This window comes from Ancylobacter sp. Lp-2 (assembly GCF_020523795.1).
Taxonomy (GTDB): Bacteria; Pseudomonadota; Alphaproteobacteria; order Rhizobiales; family Xanthobacteraceae; genus Ancylobacter.
On record NZ_JAJALI010000012.1, the window covers coordinates 101,299 to 121,327 of the forward strand.

At 70.8% G+C, this 20,029-nt stretch carries 18 protein-coding genes; 6 read left to right on the forward strand and 12 right to left on the reverse strand.

All coding sequences use genetic code 11. The features are described 5' to 3' along the window. Nucleotides 1–66: 66 nt before the first annotated feature. From LGR54_RS22645 to LGR54_RS22695, 11 genes are all read right to left on the reverse strand, one after another. Nucleotides 67–786: a nucleotidyltransferase family protein gene (locus LGR54_RS22645; RefSeq protein ID WP_230364225.1), complete on the reverse strand. Its 720-nt coding sequence runs from the start codon at nt 784–786 to the stop codon at nt 67–69. Next, nucleotides 783–2,402 carry a tRNA (adenosine(37)-N6)-threonylcarbamoyltransferase complex ATPase subunit type 1 TsaE gene (gene tsaE / locus LGR54_RS22650; protein ID WP_370638261.1) on the reverse strand — a complete coding sequence of 540 codons (1,620 nt, stop codon included), beginning with the start codon at nt 2,400–2,402 and terminating at the stop codon, nt 783–785. Before tsaE ends, LGR54_RS22645 begins: the two co-directional genes overlap by 4 nt. 14 nt (nt 2,403–2,416) lie before the next feature. Continuing rightward, nucleotides 2,417–4,957, reverse strand: coding sequence for a PAS domain-containing sensor histidine kinase (locus LGR54_RS22655; protein ID WP_230364226.1), 2,541 nt, complete (start codon nt 4,955–4,957; stop codon nt 2,417–2,419). Nucleotides 4,958–5,090: 133 nt separating this feature from the next. Further along, the gene (gene cysK, locus LGR54_RS22660) at nt 5,091–6,095 is read right to left on the reverse strand and encodes a cysteine synthase A (protein ID WP_230364227.1); all 1,005 of its coding nucleotides are present in this window, start codon (nt 6,093–6,095) and stop codon (nt 5,091–5,093) included. A gap of 106 nt (nt 6,096–6,201) precedes the next feature. Further along, complete coding sequence (locus tag LGR54_RS22665) at nt 6,202–6,645, reverse strand: Rrf2 family transcriptional regulator (protein WP_230364228.1); 444 nt, start codon at nt 6,643–6,645, stop codon at nt 6,202–6,204. A 10-nt stretch (nt 6,646–6,655) separates the two neighbouring features. Beyond that, nucleotides 6,656–7,129, reverse strand: a complete 474-nt coding sequence (gene dut / locus LGR54_RS22670; RefSeq protein WP_230364229.1) for a dUTP diphosphatase — start codon at nt 7,127–7,129, stop codon at nt 6,656–6,658. Continuing rightward, nucleotides 7,126–8,355 carry a bifunctional phosphopantothenoylcysteine decarboxylase/phosphopantothenate--cysteine ligase CoaBC gene (coaBC, locus tag LGR54_RS22675; RefSeq protein ID WP_230364230.1) on the reverse strand — a complete coding sequence of 410 codons (1,230 nt, stop codon included), beginning with the start codon at nt 8,353–8,355 and terminating at the stop codon, nt 7,126–7,128. The genes dut and coaBC overlap by 4 nt, the downstream gene beginning before the upstream one ends. A 45-nt stretch (nt 8,356–8,400) precedes the next feature. Then, a complete protein-coding gene (gene ubiB / locus LGR54_RS22680; protein WP_370638262.1) occupies nt 8,401–9,969 on the reverse strand; it encodes a 2-polyprenylphenol 6-hydroxylase in 1,569 nt (522 codons plus the stop codon). Between the two features lie 7 nt (nt 9,970–9,976). Beyond that, nucleotides 9,977–10,807, reverse strand: a complete 831-nt coding sequence (gene ubiE / locus LGR54_RS22685) for a bifunctional demethylmenaquinone methyltransferase/2-methoxy-6-polyprenyl-1,4-benzoquinol methylase UbiE (RefSeq protein WP_230364231.1) — start codon at nt 10,805–10,807, stop codon at nt 9,977–9,979. A gap of 139 nt (nt 10,808–10,946) precedes the next feature. Then, nucleotides 10,947–11,642: a L,D-transpeptidase gene (locus LGR54_RS22690; protein ID WP_230364232.1), complete on the reverse strand. Its 696-nt coding sequence runs from the start codon at nt 11,640–11,642 to the stop codon at nt 10,947–10,949. Nucleotides 11,643–11,790: 148 nt separating this feature from the next. Then, nucleotides 11,791–12,270 (reverse strand): hypothetical protein, encoded by a 480-nt coding sequence (locus tag LGR54_RS22695; protein WP_230364233.1) that lies wholly within the window; start codon nt 12,268–12,270, stop codon nt 11,791–11,793. Between the two features lie 177 nt (nt 12,271–12,447). Here LGR54_RS22695 and LGR54_RS22700 point away from each other — a divergent pair, with 177 nt between their 5' ends. The 6 genes from LGR54_RS22700 to LGR54_RS22725 all read left to right on the forward strand — a co-directional run bounded on the left by LGR54_RS22700 (nt 12,448) and on the right by LGR54_RS22725 (nt 19,122). Then, on the forward strand, nt 12,448–12,963 hold the full coding sequence (locus LGR54_RS22700; protein WP_230364234.1) for a GNAT family N-acetyltransferase: 516 nt from the start codon (nt 12,448–12,450) through the stop codon (nt 12,961–12,963). Nucleotides 12,964–13,138: 175 nt separating this feature from the next. After that, the gene (locus tag LGR54_RS22705) at nt 13,139–14,089 is read left to right on the forward strand and encodes a DMT family transporter (RefSeq protein ID WP_230364235.1); all 951 of its coding nucleotides are present in this window, start codon (nt 13,139–13,141) and stop codon (nt 14,087–14,089) included. Nucleotides 14,090–14,208: 119 nt separating this feature from the next. Further along, the gene (locus LGR54_RS22710; protein ID WP_230364236.1) at nt 14,209–15,441 is read left to right on the forward strand and encodes an ABC transporter substrate-binding protein; all 1,233 of its coding nucleotides are present in this window, start codon (nt 14,209–14,211) and stop codon (nt 15,439–15,441) included. A 353-nt stretch (nt 15,442–15,794) separates the two neighbouring features. Then, nucleotides 15,795–17,657, forward strand: coding sequence for an ABC transporter permease (locus tag LGR54_RS22715; protein ID WP_230364237.1), 1,863 nt, complete (start codon nt 15,795–15,797; stop codon nt 17,655–17,657). Continuing rightward, nucleotides 17,654–18,436: an ABC transporter ATP-binding protein gene (locus tag LGR54_RS22720; RefSeq protein WP_230364238.1), complete on the forward strand. Its 783-nt coding sequence runs from the start codon at nt 17,654–17,656 to the stop codon at nt 18,434–18,436. Before LGR54_RS22715 ends, LGR54_RS22720 begins: the two co-directional genes overlap by 4 nt. Beyond that, nucleotides 18,433–19,122 (forward strand): ABC transporter ATP-binding protein, encoded by a 690-nt coding sequence (locus LGR54_RS22725; RefSeq protein ID WP_230364239.1) that lies wholly within the window; start codon nt 18,433–18,435, stop codon nt 19,120–19,122. Before LGR54_RS22720 ends, LGR54_RS22725 begins: the two co-directional genes overlap by 4 nt. Before the next feature lie 24 nt (nt 19,123–19,146). On the opposite strand, the gene LGR54_RS22730 is transcribed toward LGR54_RS22725, so the two are convergent. Then, entirely contained in the window at nt 19,147–19,884 is a 738-nt protein-coding gene (locus tag LGR54_RS22730; protein WP_230364240.1) for an aspartate/glutamate racemase family protein, read from the reverse strand. Nucleotides 19,885–20,029: the final 145 nt, after the last annotated feature.

Sequence of the window (20,029 nt, forward strand, 5' to 3'; positions counted from 1 at the left end):
GGCATGCTCCGGCCTGTCGAATCGTGCCTCGGCTGAGTGTAGAGGATGCGCCGGGCAAACGCCCGGCTACTCGGTCGACAGGCTGATGGCCTGCTCGGCCTCGCCGATCGCTTCCGGCGTGCCGACATGCATCCACACGCCCTCGAGGCGCAGGCCGAACAGCCGGCCGGCCTCGGCGGCGCGGGCGAACAGCTTCACCAGCGAGAACGGGCCCTCCGGCGCGCCGGCGAACAGCGCCGGCGACAGCACCGCCGCCCCGGCATAGACGAAGGGCGCCACCAGGCCCTCGCCGCGCAAGGCGAGCCGGCCGTCGCCATCCATGGAGAAATCGCCGCGCCCGTCATAGCCGACCGAGCCGGTCGAGGCGGCGAGCAGCAGGAGCGCGTCCATCTTCTCGGGATCGAAATCGGCGATCAGGCTCGGCAGATTGGGGCGGATGCCCTCGATCCAGATGGTGTCGGAATTGATCGAGACGAACGGCCCGTCGCCGAGCAGCGGCAGCGCCTTCACGATGCCGCCGCCGGTGTCGAGCAATTGGCCGCGCTCGTCGGAGAACACCACCTGCGGCCGGGTGCGACCGGCGAGGTGCCCTTCCAGCAGGTCGGCGAAATAGTGGAGATTGACCACCGCCGTCCCGATGCCGGCATCGGCCAGCCGGTCGAGCACATGATCGACCAGCGGCTTGCCGGCGACGTCCACCATCGGCTTCGGCCGGTCGTCGGTGAGCGGGCGCATGCGGGTGCCGAGACCGGCGGCGAGCACCATGGCGTTACGGATCGGGCTCATGTCGTCTGCGGCTGCTCGGAAAGTTGGGCGACGGGTTGGCCGGCAGGCTGGCCCGGCGCGGGAACGTGCCGGTCGAACCACGCCTTCAGCGGCGCCAGCTCGGTGAAGGCGAGCCCGCGCTGGAGATAGTTCCATATCCGCGGGATGTGGCGAAGGTATTGCGGCTTGCCGTCGCGCTTGTCGAGCCGGGCGAATATGCCGAGGATCTTGGTCGCCCGCTGCGCGCCCATCACCGCATAGGAGGCGGCGAAGGCGCGGATGTCGAAATCCTCCTCCACCCGCCGGTCGCGGATGTAGCGGCCGAGCAGCTGCAGCTCCAGCTCCTCCGGCACGTCGATGCGGGCATCCTGTGCCAGCGAGACGAGATCATAGGCCGGCGGGCCCATCACCGCGTCCTGGAAGTCGATCAGCCCGACCCGTGCGAGCCCCTGGCGCTCGGGCAGCCAGATCAGGTTCGGCGAATGATAGTCGCGCAGCACCCAGGTGGGCTTCTGCGCCAGCGATGAGGCCAGCGCCGCCGTCCACAGGCCGCGGAACTCGGTGCGCAGCGCGTCGCTCACCGGGGCGCCGCCGCGATGGGGGATGTACCAGTCGAGCAGCAGCTCGACCTCGATCAGCAGCGCCGGCAGGTCGTAAGCCGGCAAGGTGTGGTCGTGGTCGGGCGACACCGTCAGCGTCGAGGGGAGCTCCATGCCGTGCAGCGCGGCGAGCACGTCGGTCGCCGCCTCGTAGCGCTCGGCCACCGGCGCCGGCGGCATCCCCGCCACCACGCCGGCATCGCCGAGATCCTCGATGACCAGAAGGCCGCTGGCGAGATCGGCGGCATAGATAGTCGGCGCCGAGAAGCCGCGCGCCGAAAGGCCGCGCGCCATGGCGACGAAGGGCTTCACGTCCTCGGCGAGATGGGCGATCTGGCTGTAGGGCTTGCCGCCCTGCACCGGCGGACCATCCGGCCGGCGCGGCGCGTTCATCAGGATGGCGCCGCGCGCCTTGCCGACCAGCCGCTCATAGGCGCGACTGGAGGCATCACCCTGCAGATGCCTGCGGCGGGCGGGGCCGAAGCCGGCAAGGTCGATCAGCGAGCGGATCGCCTTCATGCGGCGCAGCGCGTCGGCGACACGGCCATGGGCCATCAGCCGGACGCGGCGGGTGGTATCGCCCGCCTCCGGCGCCATGGCGATGTGCACGTCGAGCCGGTTCGGCACCGCCAGTACTGCGGGCGCCTGCTCCGGCCACTCGACCAGCGCGATGGCGCCGTCGGCCATTTCGTCCCAGCCGATCTCCTCGAGCTCGGACGGGTCGCCCAGCCGGTAGAAGTCGGCATGCACCACGCGGTGGCGCGGCAGGTCATAGGTTTGCACGAGATTGAAGGTCGGGCTCGGCACTTCGAGGTCGAGATCGTCGGCAAGCGCGCGGATCAGCGCCCGCGCCAGCGTCGACTTGCCGGCCCCGAGATCGCCTTCAAGGGCGACGAGATCGCCCGGCACCAGCGCGAAAGCGAGGTCCATGGCGAGCCGCCCGGTCGCGTACTCGTCCGGCAGCACCACGCTCCACTGCACGGGCGTCCCGGCTTGCGCTCCCACGGCCTGACCCACTCCGATCTGTCCCTCCTTCATTCGCCTCTTCCGTCCTATTCCGCCGCCACCTGCGCCGTGCCGCTGTCGAGCGGGAACCGGCAGGTGACCAACGTGCCGCCGCCCGGCGCCGGACCGATCTGGATCGAGCCGCCATGCAGGGCGATCAGCGAACGGACGATGGACAGGCCAAGCCCGACCCCGCGATGGCGCGAGCCGGAGGTGTGGCTCTCGAAGCGGTCGAACAGCCGCGCGCCGATCTCCGGCGGAATTCCCGGTCCCTGGTCGCGCACCTGGAAGATCACCTCGCCCCCGCGCCGATCGGCCGACAGCCGCACCGTCGAGCCGGCCGGCGCGAAACCGACGGCGTTGGACAACAGATTATACAGCACCTGCCGCACCCGCTTGGCGTCGGCGCGGAAGCTGCCGGCGCCCACCGGCGCCTCGATGGCAAGGGTGAGGCTGCCCTCGACCAGCCGGTCGCGCACCCCCTCGGCGGCAGCCTCCATCGCCGCGCGCACATCGACCTCGGCGAGGTCGAGCGTCATCGCCCCGGCATCGATGGTGGCGAGGTCGAGAATGTCGTTGATGATGGCGAGCAGTGCCGCGCTGCTCTCGGTGATGTGGTTCACATAGGCGCGCTGGCGGTCGTTGAGCGGGCCGATGCCGGTGTCGTCCAAGAGCTGCGCGAAGCCGATGATGGTGGTCAACGGCGAGCGCAGCTCATAGGAGACATGGCTGACGAAGGTGCTCTTGAGATGGTCGGCGGCGACCAGCGCCTCGTTGCGGTCGACCAGCGCCCGCTCGACATGCACGCTGTCGGTGACATCGCGCAGCGTCACCAGCGTACCGCCATCCGGCAGCGGCTGGGTCGAGCCGTCGAGAATCAGGCCGTCGACCCGCTCCATGCGGAAGGCGGCGGGAATCCTCGCCTCGATGCCGGTGACCGCCGCGCGCAGCCGCCCCCAGGCCGCCTCGTCGGCGGAGAGTCCCCGGCAGGCGTCGACCACCGCGTCGATATGCGGCCGACCGGCGAGTTGCCCGGCTTCCAGCCGCCACATATGGCGGAAGGCGCTGTTGGAAAGGCCGAGGCGCCCGTCGCTGCCGAACACCGCCACCGCCTCGGCGAGAGCGTCGAGCGTCTCGCTCTGGATGCGGGTGAGCGCGTTGAAGCGGCTTTCCAGCGCCAGCCGCTCGGTCACCTCGTCGAACAGATAGGTGACGCCGCCTTCGGGATTGGGCGCGGTCACCACGCGTAGCGTGCGCCCACCCGGCAGGTGCCACCAATGTTCCCTTGGCTCGATGCTGCGATAGGCCTCGTGCAGTTCGGCGCGCCAGGCACGGAAATCCGCCTGCTCCGGCAGCCGGCGCGCGGCGCGCAGCCGATCGAGCACCGCGACGTCGCTCGGACGCTCGTCGAGGAAGGCCGGTGCGAAGTCGAACAGCGTCGCATAGGCGGCATTGTGGAAGATCAGCCGCTGATCCTCGCCGAAAATGGCGACCGCAGTGGACAGCTGGTCGAGGGTGCGCCGATGCGCGCCCAGCGCGTGAGCCAGCTCGGCGCGCAGGCGCTCCTCCTCGGTGGCGTCCAGGGCGATGCCGGCGGTGCCGTCCGCTACCGCGGTCTCCCGGACATCGACGAGGCGGCGGCTACCGGCGACGACCACGGGCAATCGGGCGCGGAAGGCGCCGGCCTCGGCGAGGGCGACGAGCGCTTGGCGCCGGCCGGCGGCATCGAGCAGGGCCAGGTCTCGGCCGAGCGCGTCCTTGAGGTCGCGCGCCTCGACGGCGTGCACATAGGCGGCATTGGCATAAGCAAGCCGGCCGCCGGGTTCGGCCAGCCAGGTCGGCGCGGGAATGGCATCCACGAGGCTGCGTAGCGCCCGGGTCTGGTGCTCCAGCAGCGCATGCGCCTCGGCGAGCCGGGCGTGATCGCGCCGCACCCCGGTGATGTCGCGCAGCCGCAGCACCACCGCGGACCCGACCGGGCGCCCGTCAGCCTCGACATAGCGCCCGTCCTGCGTGACCAGAGAGGCGGCCAGCGGCGCGCCGCGGGCACGCAACAGGTCGACCGCCGCGTCGATCTCCCGCGCCGAGGGGGCGGAGAGCCAGCTGCCGAAGGCAAGGATGCGGCCGGGCGCGGCCACCCCGGTGAAAGCCGGCGTGTTGCCGATGATCTCGGGCTCGCCGGCGGGATCACGCCAGACCACGACGATCTGCGGCTCGGCCATCAGAAGGGCGCGCCCTTCCTCGATCTGGGCCTCCAGCCGCGAGATCTCGGCGAAGGCGCCTTCCTCGCGCGTCCGCGCCGCGCGCCGGAAGCGCACATGCACGATGGCGGTAGTGGTTGCGAACGCGAGCAGGCCGAGCGCCAGCGACAGGCCGACCAGCGTACCGGGATCGAGCGCGGCGAGGCTGCGCGCGGCGCCACCCAGGACGTCCGCGGCACGGGCCGGTGCCGCGCCGACCATGGACGCGACCAGCGCGGTGGTGCGGAGCAGGCCGAGCCGTCTACGGGAGCGAATACCGGCGGCGGCGCGCCCCGCGAAGGTCCGCGCCCGTCCGTCTGCACCGCCGTTGCCGGCCGGTTGCGCCATCCGCGCCCGTCCCCCTTGTCCCGCCGCTCAGCCCCGTATCGGTTCGGCGTGGATCAGACCACGCCGAACATGCCGAATCAGTGCGACTGTAGCGAAGCCGGACTCGCTCTGGAATGGCCGAGGAGAGGACGGTTCACAGCCCTTCGAACAGGGCGGTGGAAAGGTAGCGTTCCGCGAAGGACGGGATGATGACCACGATGGTCTTTCCCGCCATGTCCGGCCGGGCGCCGATCTCCAGCGCCGCCGCGATCGCTGCGCCGGAGGAGATGCCGACCGGGATGCCGTCCAGCCGCGCCACCGCCCGCGCGGTCTCGAAGGCGGTCTGGTTGCCGACCGTCACCACCTCGTCGATCACCGAACGATCGAGCACCTCGGGAATGAAGCCGGCGCCGATGCCCTGGATCTTGTGCGGGCCGGGCTGGCCGCCGGACAGCACCGGGGAATCCTCCGGCTCCACCGCCACCATGCGCAGGCTCGCCTTGCGGGGCTTCAGCACCTGGCCGATGCCGGTGATGGTGCCGCCGGTGCCAACGCCCGACACCACCACGTCCACCGCGCCGTCGGTATCGTTCCAGATCTCCTCGGCGGTGTAGCGCCGGTGCGCCTCCGGGTTGGCCGGGTTGCGGAACTGCTGCGGGATGATGGCGTCCGGCAGGTCCTTCACCAACTCCTCGGCCTTGGCCACCGCGCCGCGCATGCCCTGTGCCGCCGGGGTGAGCACCAGCTCGGCGCCGAGCAGGGCCAGCATCTTGCGCCGCTCCACCGACATCGATTCCGGCATCACCAGCATCAGCTTGTAGCCATGCGACGCCGCCACGAAGGCGAGCGCGATGCCGGTATTGCCGGAGGTCGGCTCCACCAGCACGGTGCCGGGCTTCAGCACGCCGGCCTCCTCCATCGCCTCGATCATCGAGAGGCCGATGCGGTCCTTGACGCTGGCGAGCGGGTTGAAGAATTCGAGCTTGGCGAGGATGCGCGCCTTCACGCCCCGCTGCGCCGGCAGGCGGCGCAGCTCGACCAGCGGCGTGTCGCCGACCGTCTCGGTGATCGAGGAATAGACCCGGCCACGACCAGGCTTGGCAGCGGGAGAACCGGCCGCAGCCGACGGGATGACGGGCGAAATGGCGGGCTCGGCCATGGATGCCTCCGATAGGACGTTGTCGCGGCAGATGCTCTGTCCGCCGGCGTTATCCGACGCCTAGCATATTCACGTAATACTGTCGAGAAAGCGAAATATCACGAAATCAGATCGTGAAATCTATGCCTTCCGGCATGGCGCGACGGTCTTCCTTCTGCGCCGAGCTGCGACACAGATCCTCGACCGTCACCGCGTCCAGTGCCGCCTCGAAGGTGCGCTCGGCCTCGCCGACCGCCGGCTGGATGACGTCGCGAACGATGGTCGGAAGATTGTCGAGCGCGTCGCCGGCCTCGGCCTCCACCACCCGCACGATCTCGGCGACGGTGATGCGCCGCCGCTCGCGGGCAAGCTCGTAGCCGCCGCGCGGTCCGCGCACGCCCTTCAGCACCCCGGCATGCACCAGCGACTGCAGCACCGGCTCCAAATGGCGCGGCGGCAATTCGTGACGCGCCGCCAGCGCCTTGGCGGCCACCGGCGTGCCCCGCGCATAGAGGGCGACGTCGACGACGGCGGCAATGGCCAGCAGGCTTTTATCGGACAAACGCGGCATGCCTCATTGGCTAGCGCGATATTTGCCCGCCGTCGAGCCCTGTCGAGCCAAATCCACCATTTCCTCGCGTTGTTTTTTCTAAATCACGAGATTCTTCGAGAGTCACACGCGTGACCGGGGCGACGATCATCTGGGCGATGCGCATGCCGCGCTCGACAGTGAACGGCTCCGCCCCGAGATTGACCAGCAGCACCTTCACCTCGCCGCGATAATCCGCATCGACGGTGCCGGGCGCGTTGAGCACCGTGATGCCGTTCTTCAGCGCCAGGCCGGAGCGCGGGCGCACCTGCGCCTCATGTCCCGCCGGCAAGGCAAGGCAGAGGCCGGTCGGCACCGCGGCGCGGGCCAGCGGGGCGAGCACCAGCGGCTCGCCGGCCGGCACGGCGGCGATGAGGTCCAGCCCGGCAGCGCCCTCGGTCGCATAGCTCGGCAACGGAAGGCCTTCGCCATGCGGCAGGCGCTGGACGGAAACGGCGACACTCACGATTGATTCTCCTGCAGGACCAGCGCCTCGGCGATGCGGGCGATCAGGCGGCGCCCGATCTCCGCCTTGGACTCGGCCGGCCAGTGCTCGACACCGGCGGCGCTGACGAGATGCACCTCGTTGCGGTCGCCGCCCATCACGCCGCCGGCAATGCCGCTGTCCTGCGACACGTCGTTGGCCACGATCCAGTCGCAGCCCTTGCGGGCGAGCTTGGCCGTGGCGTGCGCGATGACGTCCTGCGTCTCCGCCGCGAAGCCGATGACGAGGCGCGGGCGCCCAGCGGCGCGCCGGGCGATGCCGGCGAGAATGTCCGGATTCTCCGTCAGCATCAGAGGCGGGATGGCGTTGCCGTCCTTCTTGAGCTTCTGCCCGGCCTCGCTTGCCACCCGCCAGTCGGCCACCGCGGCGGCGAAGATCGCCGCATCGGCCGGCAGCGCGCCCTCGACCGCCGCCAGCATCTCGCGGGCGCTCTCGACATGAAGCACCTTAACGCCCGCCGGATTCGGCAGGTTCACCGGCCCGGAGACCAGTGTCACCCGCGCCCCGGCGGCGGCGGCGGCGGCGGCGATGGCATGGCCCTGCTTGCCGGAGGAGCGATTGGCAATGTAGCGCACCGGATCGATCGGCTCATGCGTCGGCCCGGAGGTGACGAGCACGTGCCGCCCGGCCAGCGCGCTGCTGGCTGCCAGCAGGGCCTCGGCGGCGGCAGCGATCTCGGTCGGCTCGGCCATGCGGCCAAGGCCTTCCTCGCCGCGCTCCGCCATCGCCCCCGCCATCGGTCCGACGAAGGCGATGCCGTCGGCCTTGAGCGTGACGACATTGCGGGCGGTCGCCGGGTGCGTCCACATGGCCGGGTTCATCGCCGGGGCGACGAGCACCGGCACCCGCGCGGCCAATAGCACCGCGCCGGCGAGGTCGTCGGCGATGCCGGCCGCCATCCTCGCCATGCGGTCGGCGGTGGCCGGCGCGACGATGACGAGGTCGGCCTCGCGGGCGAGGCGGATGTGGCCGATATCCTGCTCGGCGGCGCGGTCGAACAGCTCGGTGAACACCGGCTCGTGCGACAGCGCCCCGGCGGCGAGCGGGGTGACGAATTTCTGCGCCGCCTCGGTCATCACGACGCGCACCCGCGCCCCGCGCTCCTTCAGCCGGCGGATGAGATCGAGGCTCTTATAGGCGGCGATGCCGCCGCCGATGATGAGAAGGACCGTCTTGCCTGCGAGCATGCGCTTCACCGTTTCCCGGCGGCAGTCGTAACAGAGCCGGGCGCCTCAGAAAATCAGATGCGCCGCCAGCAGCGCCACGATCACCCACAAGGCCCAGGTGAGGCCGCGATTGCCGCGCCCTTCCGCCCGGCCGATCGCCTCCACCGTCTCCGGCGCCAGCGCGAGGCCGTCGCGGGTCGCGCGGTCGAGCTGGCTGGCGATGCGCTGGCCCTGGGCGATCAGGTCCGGCAGCGCCTGCAGCCCGCGCCCTACCGCCTGCAGCCCGTGCGCCGCCTCCTCCAGCTTGCCGGCCGGCCCGAGATTGCGCTCGATCCATGTACGCACCACCGGCTCGGCGGTCCGCCACATGTTGAGCTGCGGGTCGAGGCTGCGCGCCACGCCCTCCACCACCACCATGGTCTTCTGGAGCAGCAGCAGCTCGGGGCGCGTCTTCATGTCGAACAGTGCGGTGACCTCGAACAGCAGGGTCAGCAGCTTCGCCATGGAGATTTCGCTGGCGCTGCGCGAATGGATCGGCTCGCCGATGGCGCGGATCGCCTGGGCGAAATCCTCCACCGAATGATGCATCGGCACATAGCCGGCCTCGAAATGCACCTCGGCGGTGCGGATCCAGTTGCGGGTGATGAAGCCGTAGAGGATCTCGGCGAGGAAGCGCCGCTCCTTCACCCCGAGCCGGCCCATGATGCCGCAATCCACCGCCACCAGCCGGCCCTCGGCATCGATGAACAGATTGCCGGGATGCATGTCGGCATGGAAGAAGCCGTCGCGCAGCGCGTGGCGCAGGAAGGACTGCATCAGGATGCGCCCGAGCTCCGGCAAATCGTGGCCGGCGGCGCGCAGCCCCTCCATGTCGTTCAGCTTGATGCCGTCGATCCATTCGGTCGTCAGCACCTCCCGCCCGGTGCGGTCCCAGTCCACTGCCGGCACGCGGAAATCGGTCTCGGCGGCGGTGTTCTGCGCCAGCTCGGAGAGCGCGGCGGCCTCCAGCCGCAGGTCCATCTCCATCGCCACCGAGCGCGCCAGCGTGTCGACGATGGCGACGAGGCGCAGCCGCTGGCCCTCGGGCGAGGCCTTCTCGCCGATCCGCGCCGCCCGGTAGAAGGAGGAGAGGTCGGCGCGGAAGCGCGCCTGTACGTCCGGCCGCAGCACCTTCACCGCGACCCGGCGCGACGCGGCTTCGGATTCGCGCGTGTCGCCCTGGTGCACCTGCGCGATGGAGGCGGCGGCGATGGGCGGCCCCAGCGCGGTGTAGAGCGCCGCGACCGGGCGATCGAGGGTGCGGGCGATCGCCGCCTCCGCCACCGCCTGCGGGAAGGCCGGCATGCGGTCCTGCAGCACTTCGAGGTCGCGCGCCATCTCCGGGCCGACAACGTCCGGCCGCGTCGCCAGGAACTGGCCGAGCTTCACATAGGAAGGCCCGAGCCGCGACAGCGCGGCGCCGAGCGCGGCGGCGCTGGAACGGCCGTCGCGGCGCTCGATCAGCCGGGCGAGGCGGAACAGCGGCTCGGTGCCGGGCGGCAATATATCGGGATCGACGCGGGCGAGCACGCCCTCGCGGGCCATCACATAGCCGGCGCGGGCGAGCCGCAGCATGTCTCCGAGGAAGGTGGCCACGGCGCGCTCAGATCCGCGCGCCGCTGTGCAGGCAGACGATGCCGCCCGTCAGCGGGGTCCAACCGACGCGCTTCAGCCCGGCCTCGCGCATCATCTGCGCGAACAGCTCCGGCGCCGGGAAGCGGCGGATCGATTCGACGAGATACTGGTAGGACTCGGAATCGCCGGTCACCAGGCGACCCATGGGCGGGATCGCCTTGAAGGAATAGGTGTCGTAGATGGCGTCGAGCCCGGGCACGTCGACGCGGGAGAACTCCAGCACGAAGCAGTGCCCGCCCGGCTTCAGCACCCGGCGCATCTCGGACAGCGCCTTGTCCATGCGCGGCACGTTGCGGATGCCGAAGGCGATGGAGGTGGCGTCGAAGGACTTGTCCGGGAAGGGCAGCTCCTCGGCATTGGCCTCGACGAACTCGACCTTGTCCGCATGCCCGAGGCTGGCGGCGCGCTCACGGCCGACGCCGAGCATGCCGCCATTGATGTCGGCCACCACCGCGCGCGTGCCGGCCCCGCCCGCCTCGACGGTGCGGAACGACACGTCGCCGGTGCCGCCGGCGACGTCGAGCAGGCGGAACGGCCGGTCGTTCTTCGGCGGGCGGATGCGCGAGACCAAGAGGTCCTTCCAGACCCGGTGCAGGCCCATGGACATCAGGTCGTTCATCACGTCGTAGCGGCGGGCGACGGAATGGAACACCTCGTCGACCATGCGCTGCTTGTCGCCGAGCGGCACGGTGCGGAAGCCGAAATGGGTGTCGGCGCCGGAATCGGCACGGCCAGCGCCCGGCACCGGCTCGGCGGCGTCCTGCGGAATCCCGTCCTGCGCGCTGCTGCCTGCCGTCATCCTGCCCTCGCGATTCCGTCCGGTTCGAACCCTGTGCGACCCGGAACGCGGCGGGACCATAAACGAGCCGTTCCCGCCCGACCAGACGGCGAGCCATGCAAGTGTCGCATGCACAAGTGTCGGCGGGATCGTACGGGGATCAGATCACCCGCACCAGCGTGCCGATGCGCACGCGGTTGTAGAGGTCAATCACATCGTCGTTGCGCATGCGGATGCAGCCGGAGGAGACCGCTTGGCCGATGCTGTCGGCCTCGTTGGTGCCGTGGATGCGGTACAGCGTGTTGCCGAGATAGAGCGCGCGGGCGCCAAGCGGATTTTCCGGCCCGCCCTCCATCCGCTCCGGCAAGCCGGGGCGGCGGGCATGCATCTCCGCCGGCGGGATCCAGGCTGGCCACTCCGCCTTGCGGCTGATGCGCTCGGCGCCGTTCCAGGCGAAGCCCTCGCGCCCCACCCCGATGCCGTAGCGGACCGCGCGGCCGCCGCCCTGCAGGAGATAGAGGAAGCGCGCGCCGGTATCGACGATCACGGTGCCGGGCGGATCGGCCGAGACATAGGGCACGACCTGGCGGTTGTACTCGGCATTGACGCCCCGGCCGCTGCCGCCGTTCTGGTAGACCGGCGAGGAGCCGCTGCCGTCGTAGTGAACGCCACCCGCGTCGCCTTCCCCCACTCCGGGACGGGAGGAGAACACCGCGTAATTGCCGTTGTCGATGCCATAGAAGCCGGCGCCATAGGGGCCGGGGCTCTGCGCCGCCGCCGGGGTCGGCACCAGCAGGATCGTCAGCACGGCGACCAGGATGGCGAGGACCGCCCCCGAGGCCACCGCGAGCGCCACCGGGAACCCGGCGGCGCGCCGCTCTTTTCGCCGAGGCCGGCGCCCCACACACGTCTGCAATCGCATGCCAAGGCTCCGGCGTCACCGCTCCACGACCCCCAGCTTCTCCCGCACATGGTTAACGCGCGGTTATGCGGGTGCATTCAGGTCAGGGGCAGCGAACATAGACCATGGTGCCGTAGCGGCCCTGCACCTCGGGGTCGAGCCACTTGAGCACCAGGATCTGGCCGTCGAATCGCACCACCTCGCGGTCGGCCTGCGAGCCTGGCGGCTCGTCGGGCAGGCCGATATAGGTCGGGCCGGGCGCCACCTGCTTGGACACCAGCTCCGACGGCGTCGACTGGTCGGCGAGATACATCATGAAGCCGCCATTCGAGCCGGCGCTGATCACGTAAGGCTGACGGCATCCCTGCCGGGCCTGCGCTTCGGTGCGGGCGGCGTCCTCCGGCCGATGGAAGGCGGCGAGGCCCCACTTGCCGACCAGCTGCTGGGCGGTGATCGGCGAGGTGTAGCGCGGCATGGCCGGCTCGATCGGCGACGGCGCCTGCGGGCTGCTGGCACAGGCGGCGACCAGCGCGGCCACCGCGGCGATGAGGGACAGACGCACGAAACGACGGGACAGCTTCATCGAGCACTCCGGGACAGGCAGATGCCGGTCGGACGACCAGCGACCAGGCAAACCCGGCCGCAAGAGTTAAGGGGTATCTTCCCCGCATATCGGCTTTACGCAGGGAGCAGAACGACACAATAGTGCGCCCGCTTCGCCCCGTCGACGTTACCTGAGCCACACTACGAGAGAATTCCATTGAATCCCCCCTTGATTCGTCCGGCGCTCGACAGTGATGGAGACGCCATCGCCGCGCTGATCGCCGGCGCCTTCGCCGAATATGAGGGGTGCGTCTTCGACCGCGTCGCCGAATTTCCCGAGCTCGACGCCATCGCCCGCCATTTTGCCGCACGCGGCGGCACCATCTGGGTCGCCCAGGATAAGGCAGGCGACGGTGCGGCGATCATCGGCTCGCTCGCCGCTACGCCGATGCGGGCGGAGGGTGTGCCCGCCGGCACGCTGGAGATCACCAAGGTCTATGTCGCCCGCGCCGCCCGCCGCCGCGGCGTCGCCCGAGCACTGATGGGCGAGGCGCTCGCGCTCGCCGGCCGGCTGGGCGCGCCGGAACTGCGCCTGTGGACCGACACCCGCTTCCTCGACGCCCACCGCTTCTATGAGAGCCTCGGCTTTGAGCGCCTGCCCGGCGCGCGCGCGCTCGGCGACCTCTCGGATACCTCGGAATACCCCTACCGCCTGCCGCTCGCCGGCGAATGACCGACTGGCTCGCCGGCAACGAGACCGTTCACCTTTCCGCATAGATACTCTAAATCATCGCCGCGAGGCCGCGCGCGGCCCGCGCTGGCCCGATTCGTCCCGCCGGCATGCGACGATCCTTCGCCGGCCGGAGCGCGTTTCCGTGCCGGCGCGCCTTGGCGGAGCGGTCCGCCGCGTGAGCCTCGACATGACCCGCCCCGCCAGCGGCCCCGCCGCCGGACGCGCCCACAGACCCACCCTCGCCTCTCCCGGCCCCGCCGTGCTGGCGATTGCCGGCATCTTCCTGCTGTCCGTCATGGACGGGGTGATCAAGTTCGTCGCCGAGACCCATTCGACGCCGCAAGTGGCGCTGATGCGCTATCTCGCCGGTGGCGCCATGGCGTTCCTGGTGTTCGCGGCGCTGCGCACGCCGAGGCCCGACCGCGCGACGCTGCGCCCGCATGCCTGGCGCTCGGTGGTGGTGATCGCCACCGCGCTCACCTTCTTCTACGCGCTCGCCACCCTGCCGCTGGCAGTGGTGCTGGCGCTGTCCTTCACCTCGCCGATCTTCATCGCGCTGTTCGCCGGGCTGATCCTCGGCGAGCGGCCCGGCCGCTCGGTGCTCACAGCCATCGGGCTTGGCTTCATCGGCGTGCTGGTGGTGCTGTCGCACCAGATCACCTCCGCCGATGCCACCGAGACCAGCCATCTCGGCATTGCCGCCGCGCTGATCTCCGCCGTCACCTACGCGCTCTCCATGGTGGTGCTGAAGAGCCGGGCCTCGCGCGACCCGCTCGCCACCATCGTGCTGCTGCAGAACGTGTTTCCGGCGCTGCTGGTCGCCCCGTTCGGCCTGCTGGCCTGGACGGCGACCGACTGGAAGGAGCTGGTGCTGATGCTGGCCATCGGCGCGCTCGGCACCGGCGGGCATCTCTGCCTCGCCTCCGCCTATCGCAGCGAGGAGGCCAGCCGGCTCGGCGTGTACGAATACACCGCCTTCATCTGGGCCATCGCCATCGGCTTCTTCGCCTTCGGGGAAGTGCCGGGCTTCGGCACGCTGCTCGGCGCCGGGCTGATCATCGGCGGCGCGCTGCTGGCCTCGCGGCGGCGCCGGTTGCCGGAGCCGGAGGTCGATGTCGGCCCCTGACATTTTTTCCGTCCCGGCAGCACTTCACGGACATAGCGGCGGACAATGGGGTGGACGGCGGGACGCCACCGACTAATTTGTCGGGCAGCCGGACCCACCCTCCGACCCGGAGACTTCGCATGCGATCCGCCGCCCACCGCCTGCCCTTGCTCGCCCGGCTCGCCGCCGGCGCGGCCCTGCTGCTGGCGAGCGTCGCCGCCACGGCGCCGGTCCACGCCGCCGAGCCGATCCGCATCGGCGAGCTCAACAGCTACAAGGCGCAGCCGGCCTTCCTCGAGCCCTACCGCAAGGCGATGGAACTCGCCGTCGAGCAGGTCAACGCCGCCGGCGGCATCAACGGGCGCCCGCTCGAACTGATCACCCGCGACGATGGCGGCAATCCCGGCGACGCGGTGCGGGTCGCCGAGGACCTCGTCACCCGCGAGAAAGCCGACGTGCTCACCGGCACCTTCCTGTCGAATGTCGGCCTCGCGGTCGCCGGCTTCGCCGACAAGCGCAAGGTGTTCTTCCTCGCCTCCGAGCCGCTGACCGACAAGATCACCTGGGCGGACGGCAACCGCTACACCTTCCGCCTGCGCGCCTCCACCTACATGCAGGTGGCGATGCTGATGCCGCATGCGGTGAAGGCGAACAAGAAGCGCTGGGCGCTGGTCTACCCGAATTACGAATATGGCCAGTCGGCCGCCGCCACCTTCAAGACCCTGCTGAAGGCGGCGCAGCCCGACGTCGAGTTCGTCGCCGAGCAGGCGACCCCGCTCGGCAAGCTCGACGCCGGCGCGGTGGCGCAGGCACTGGCCGACGCCAAGCCCGACGCGGTGTTCAACGTGCTGTTCGCCGCCGACCTCGCCAAATTCGTGCGCGAGGCCAACAGCCGCGGCACGCTGGACGGCACCTTCGTCGTCAGCCTCTTGTCCGGCGAGCCGGAATATCTCGACCCGATGAAGGACGAGGCGCCGCAGGGCTGGGTCGTCACCGGCTATCCCTGGTACGCCATCGACACGCCCGAGCACAAAGCCTTCCTCGACGCCTACCAGAAGAAGTATGGCGAGCCGCCGCGCCTCGGCTCGATCGTCGGCTACACCTCCATCATCTCCCTCGCCGAGGGGCTGAAGAAGGCCGGCGGCCCGGACACCGAGAAGCTGGTCGAGGCCTTCAAGGGGCTGGCCGTCTCCGGCCCGTTCGGCCCGTTCACCTACCGCGCCAGCGACCACCAGGCCACCATGGGCGCCTTCGTCGGCACGCTCGGGCAGAAGGACGGCAAGGGCGTGATGCTCGATCCCGTCTATGTCGACGGGGCGAGCGTGCTGCCCTCCGACGCCGAGGTGGAGAAGCTGCGGCCCAACCGCGACTGAGAGGGCGATCGCGCGATCGCCCGGCCCCGCGAGCCTCTCTCACTAATCAGGAATGCCCGCCTTTCCCTCTCCCCGCCGGGGAGAGGGGCCCGCGCAGCGGGTCGGTGAGGGGGACGCGATCGGGAAGCCTCGCATACCCCTCGCCCGTCCCTCTCCGTCAACATCGGACGCCTCCGATGTTGACCTCGCCGGAGGCGAAACGCGGCAACAACCGAGTGTCGCGCGGGGAGAGGGAGAAACACGCGGCCATCGGCTCGTTGGCGCTTGCAACCCGCATGTTCCTGGGCTTCACGAAGCTCGAGCCCAGGGTCAGGCTGCTCCCGAAGCCCTGTAGAGACCCCAAGGAGACCCGCGTGGCGCTCGACGCACTGGCGTTCCAGATGATCAACGGGCTGGCCTCGGCCTCCGGCCTGTTCTTCGTCGCCGCCGGCCTGTCGATCATCTTCGGCGTCACCCGCATCGTGAACATGGCGCATGGCGCCTTCTACATGCTGGGCCTGTATCTCGCGGTGACGCTGGCCGACCGGCTGCCCGGCCCCTTCGGCTATTGGGGCGGGCTTCTCCTCGCCGCCCTCGCCGTCGGCCTGCTCGGCGCGGCGGTGGAGGTGCTGCTGCTCCGGCGCATCTACCACGTGCCGGAGCTCTACCAGCTGGTCGCCACCTTCGCCCTCGCGCTCATCCTCAACGACGCCGCGCTATGGATCTGGGGACCGGAGGACCTGCTCGGCCCACGCGCACCGGGGCTGAAGGGCTCGATCGAGCTGCTCGGCCGGCGGCTGCCGGACTATGACGTCTTCCTCGCTTTCGCCGGACCGATAGTGCTGCTGGCGCTGCACCTCCTCATGAAGCGCACCCGCTTCGGCCGAACGGTGCGCGCGGCGACGCAGGACCGCGAGATGGTGGCGGCGCTCGGCATCAACCAGGCGCTGCTGTTCACCGCCGTCTTCGCGCTCGGCGCCTTCCTCGCCGGGCTCGGCGGCGCGCTGCAGACCGCGCGCGAGCCGGCCAACCTCAATCTCGACCTCGCCGTGCTCGGCGATGCCTTCGTGGTGGTGGTGATCGGCGGCATGGGCTCGATCCCCGGCGCCTATGTCGCCGCCGTGCTGGTGGCGCTGGTCAAGGCGCTGTGCATCGCGCTCGGCACCGTCGAGATCGCCGGCTGGGCATTCAACATGACCAAGCTGACGCTGGTCGCCGAGTTCCTGGTAATGGCCCTCGTGCTGGTATTGCGCCCGCAGGGCCTGTTCGGCCGCCCGCACGGCGCCCCGGCGCGCGGGCTGGCGAGCGAGGCGCCGCTGCGCCCGATGGGCGGCACCGGCCGCGGCCTCGCCGGCGCCGCGCTGGCCGCCACCCTCGCCGTGCCGCTCGTCGCCACCGCCTGGGCCTATGCGCCGGTGCTGGCGCTCGACATGCTGATCGCCGTCATCTTCGCCGCCTCGCTGCACCTGCTGATGGGACCGGGCGGCATGGCCTCGTTCGGCCACGCCGCCTATTTCGGCCTCGGCGCCTACGGCACCGCGCTGGCGGCGACCGGGCTCGGCCTGCCAACTGTGCCGGCCTTCGGCATCGGCATCCTCGCCGCCGGGGCCGGCGCGCTGGTCTTCGGCTGGTTCTGCGTGCGGCTGGAAGGCGTCTATCTCGCCATGCTGACGCTGGCCTTCGCGCAGATCGTCTGGTCGGTGGCGTTCCAGTGGGAGGAGGTCACCGGCGGCTCCAACGGGCTGATCGGCATCTGGCCGGACTGGCCGTTCGACAGCCGGACCGGGCTCTATCTCGCCGCGCTCGCCGTCACTGTCGCCGCGCTCTCCCTCATTCGCCGGCTGATCTTTGCCCCCTTCGGTCACGCATTGCGCGCCGGGCGCGACGCGCGCCTGCGGGCGGAAGCCTCCGGCATCGACGTCGCCCGCATCCGCTGGCTCGCCTTCCTCGTCTCCGGTCTCATCGCTGGCGTGGCGGGCGGGCTCTATGCCTTCGCCAAGGGCTCGATCTCGCCGGAGACGCTGACGGTCGGCCGCTCCATCGACGCGCTGGTGATGGTGCTGCTCGGCGGGCTCGGCAACCCGGCGGGACCGGTGCTGGGCGCCGGCGCCTTCACCCTGCTGCAGGACACGGTGATGCGCGAGACCGATTATTGGCGCGCCTTGCTCGGCGCGCTGATCCTCGCGCTGGTGCTGCTGTTTCCCGGCGGCATCGCCGGCGGGAGGCTGCGCCGATGAGCGAAATGCCGGTGAACGAAGCACCCGTGCTCAGCGTCGACAACATCGCGAAAGCCTATGGCGGCGTGCAGGCACTGGGTGGGGTGAGCTTCGAGGTGCGGGCCGGCGAGCTTCTGGCGCTGATCGGCCCCAACGGCGCCGGCAAGTCGACCTGCTTCAACGTGTTGAACGGCCAGATTCGCCCCGATGCCGGCACGGTGCGGCTGGCCGGGCGCGACATCACCGGCATGCCGCCGCGCGCCATCGCCCGGCTCGGCGTCGGGCGCACCTTCCAGATCGCCGCCGTCTTCGGCTCGCTCACCGTGCTCGCCAATGTCGAGACCGCCCTCGCGGCGGCGCGTGGCAAGAGCTTCGGCCTGTGGCGCCCGCAGGCCGGCATGGCGCGTGAGGAGGCGCTCGCCCTCCTCGACCAGACCGGGATCGCGGCGCTGGCGGACCGGCCGGCGGCCGGGCTCGCCTATGGCGACGTCAAGCGGCTCGAACTCGCCATCGCGCTCGCCGGCTCGCCGCGCCTGCTGCTGATGGACGAGCCGACCGCCGGCATGGGCGCGCATGAGCGCCTCGCCTTGATCGGCCTGGTGCGCCGCCTCGCCGCCGCGCATGCGCTGGCGGTGCTGTTCACCGAGCATTCCATGGATGTGGTGTTCGGCCATGCCAGCCGGGTCGTGGTGCTGGCGCGGGGCCGGGTGATCGCCGATGGCAGCGTCGAGGCGGTGCGCGCCGATCCGCGGGTGCGCGCGGTCTATCTCGGCCACGCCGGTGCGGAGGCACGGACATGACGGCGCCGCTCTTGGAAATCGAGGGGCTGGAGGCCTGGTACGGCCCGGCCCAGGCGCTGTTCGGCCTCTCGCTCGTCGTCGGGGGCGGCGAAGCGGTGGCGCTGATCGGCCGCAACGGCGCCGGCAAGAGCACGACGCTCAAGGCGGTGATGGGGCTGGTGCGCCGCCGCGCCGGCCGCCTCGCGCTGGATGGCGCCGACATCTCGGCACTGCCGACCCACCATATCGCCCGCCTCGGCGTCGGCTATGTCCCCGAGGACCGCCGCATCTTCACCGAGCTGACGGCCGAGGAGAATCTCGACCTCGCCCGCCGCCCCGGCCGAGATGGCACCGACCGCTGGCCGACGGAGCGGCTGTTCGCGCTGTTCCCCAATCTCGCCGAGCTGCGGCGACGGCGCGGCGACGCCATGTCCGGTGGCGAGCAGCAGATGCTGGCGGTAGCGCGCGCCCTGGTCGGCAATCCCGAGCTGCTGCTGCTCGACGAACCCTCCGAAGGCGTGGCGCCGATCATCGTCGAGGAGATGACGACGGCCTTCCGCACGCTAAAGGCGGACGGGCTGTCCATCCTGCTGTCGGAGCAGAACGTCGCGCTCTGCGCCGAGCTGTGCGACCGCGCCTATCATATCGATCAGGGCGAGTTGCGCTGGAGCGGGCCGATGGCCGACGCCAGCTCGATGGTGGAGTAGGTCGATGGCGGAGTGGCCCGCCCCTCACCCGCGCGGCGCGAAATCGCCGAGCAGGCCAGTATAAGGCTTGGCGCGCGGCGCGGCATAGGCGCCAGTCTTGGAGGTGGCGAGGCCGACGCGCACCAGCCCTTCCATCAGCGCCACCGCGCAGGCGACGCCGTCGATCACCGGCACGCCGTGCTCTTCGCCGAGCGCGCGGGCGAGATCGGCCATGCCGGCGCAGCCAAGCACCACCGCCTCGGCATGGTCCTCGCGCACCGCCCGGCCGATCTCCGCCGAGATGCGGGCGCGGGCATCGGAGGCGGGGTCCTCCAGCTCCAGCACCGCGACATCGGAGGCGCGCACCCGCGCGCAACGCCGCGCCAGCCCGTAGCGGTCGAGATTGGCCTCGATCACCGGGACCGAGCGCGACAGCGTCGTCACCACGGCGAAGCGGTGGGCGATCAGGCTCGCCATGTGGAAGCCGGCCTCGCCGATGCCGATCACCGGCGCCCTCGCCAGCGCGCGGGCGGCGTCGACGCCGGTATCGTCGAAGCAGGCGACGATATGGCCGTCCACCGCCTCGGCCTCGGCCCGCGCCACCGCGTCGATCAGGCCGGGCAAGGCGAGGGCGTCGTCGTAATAGCCCTCGATGGAGGCCGGCCCCATCCGCGAGGTCGCCGGCAGGATGGTCGTCGCCTCCGAGGCGACCAGCCGGGCGGCGGCGGCGATCTTGTCGGTCATCGACTGGGTGGTGTTCGGGTTGACGAGATGGAGGCGCACGTTCGGGCTACCGGCTTGCAGGAGGGCGATGCCCCGACCTTGTCACGCCCGCCGCCTTGCCGCCAGCGCCGGTTCCCACCTTACGGCGCGCGAGGCCCCCTGTAGCGGCCCCGCCGCAACGAACCGACGGCCCACGACTTTCCAT

What these genes read in the sequence shown, in the direction of transcription:
- LGR54_RS22645 (WP_230364225.1), bottom strand. Translation starts at nt 786, where the DNA reads ATGAGCCCGATCCGTAACGCCATGGTGCTCGCCGCCGGTCTCGGCACC.
- tsaE (WP_370638261.1), bottom strand. Translation starts at nt 2,402, where the DNA reads ATGAAGGAGGGACAGATCGGAGTGGGTCAGGCCGTGGGAGCGCAAGCC.
- LGR54_RS22655 (WP_230364226.1), bottom strand. Translation starts at nt 4,957, where the DNA reads ATGGCGCAACCGGCCGGCAACGGCGGTGCAGACGGACGGGCGCGGACC.
- cysK (WP_230364227.1), bottom strand. Translation starts at nt 6,095, where the DNA reads ATGGCCGAGCCCGCCATTTCGCCCGTCATCCCGTCGGCTGCGGCCGGT.
- LGR54_RS22665 (WP_230364228.1), bottom strand. Translation starts at nt 6,645, where the DNA reads ATGCCGCGTTTGTCCGATAAAAGCCTGCTGGCCATTGCCGCCGTCGTC.
- coaBC (WP_230364230.1), bottom strand. Translation starts at nt 8,355, where the DNA reads ATGCTCGCAGGCAAGACGGTCCTTCTCATCATCGGCGGCGGCATCGCC.
- ubiE (WP_230364231.1), bottom strand. Translation starts at nt 10,807, where the DNA reads ATGACGGCAGGCAGCAGCGCGCAGGACGGGATTCCGCAGGACGCCGCC.
- LGR54_RS22695 (WP_230364233.1), bottom strand. Translation starts at nt 12,270, where the DNA reads ATGAAGCTGTCCCGTCGTTTCGTGCGTCTGTCCCTCATCGCCGCGGTG.
- LGR54_RS22710 (WP_230364236.1), top strand. Translation starts at nt 14,209, where the DNA reads ATGCGATCCGCCGCCCACCGCCTGCCCTTGCTCGCCCGGCTCGCCGCC.
- LGR54_RS22720 (WP_230364238.1), top strand. Translation starts at nt 17,654, where the DNA reads ATGAGCGAAATGCCGGTGAACGAAGCACCCGTGCTCAGCGTCGACAAC.
- LGR54_RS22725 (WP_230364239.1), top strand. Translation starts at nt 18,433, where the DNA reads ATGACGGCGCCGCTCTTGGAAATCGAGGGGCTGGAGGCCTGGTACGGC.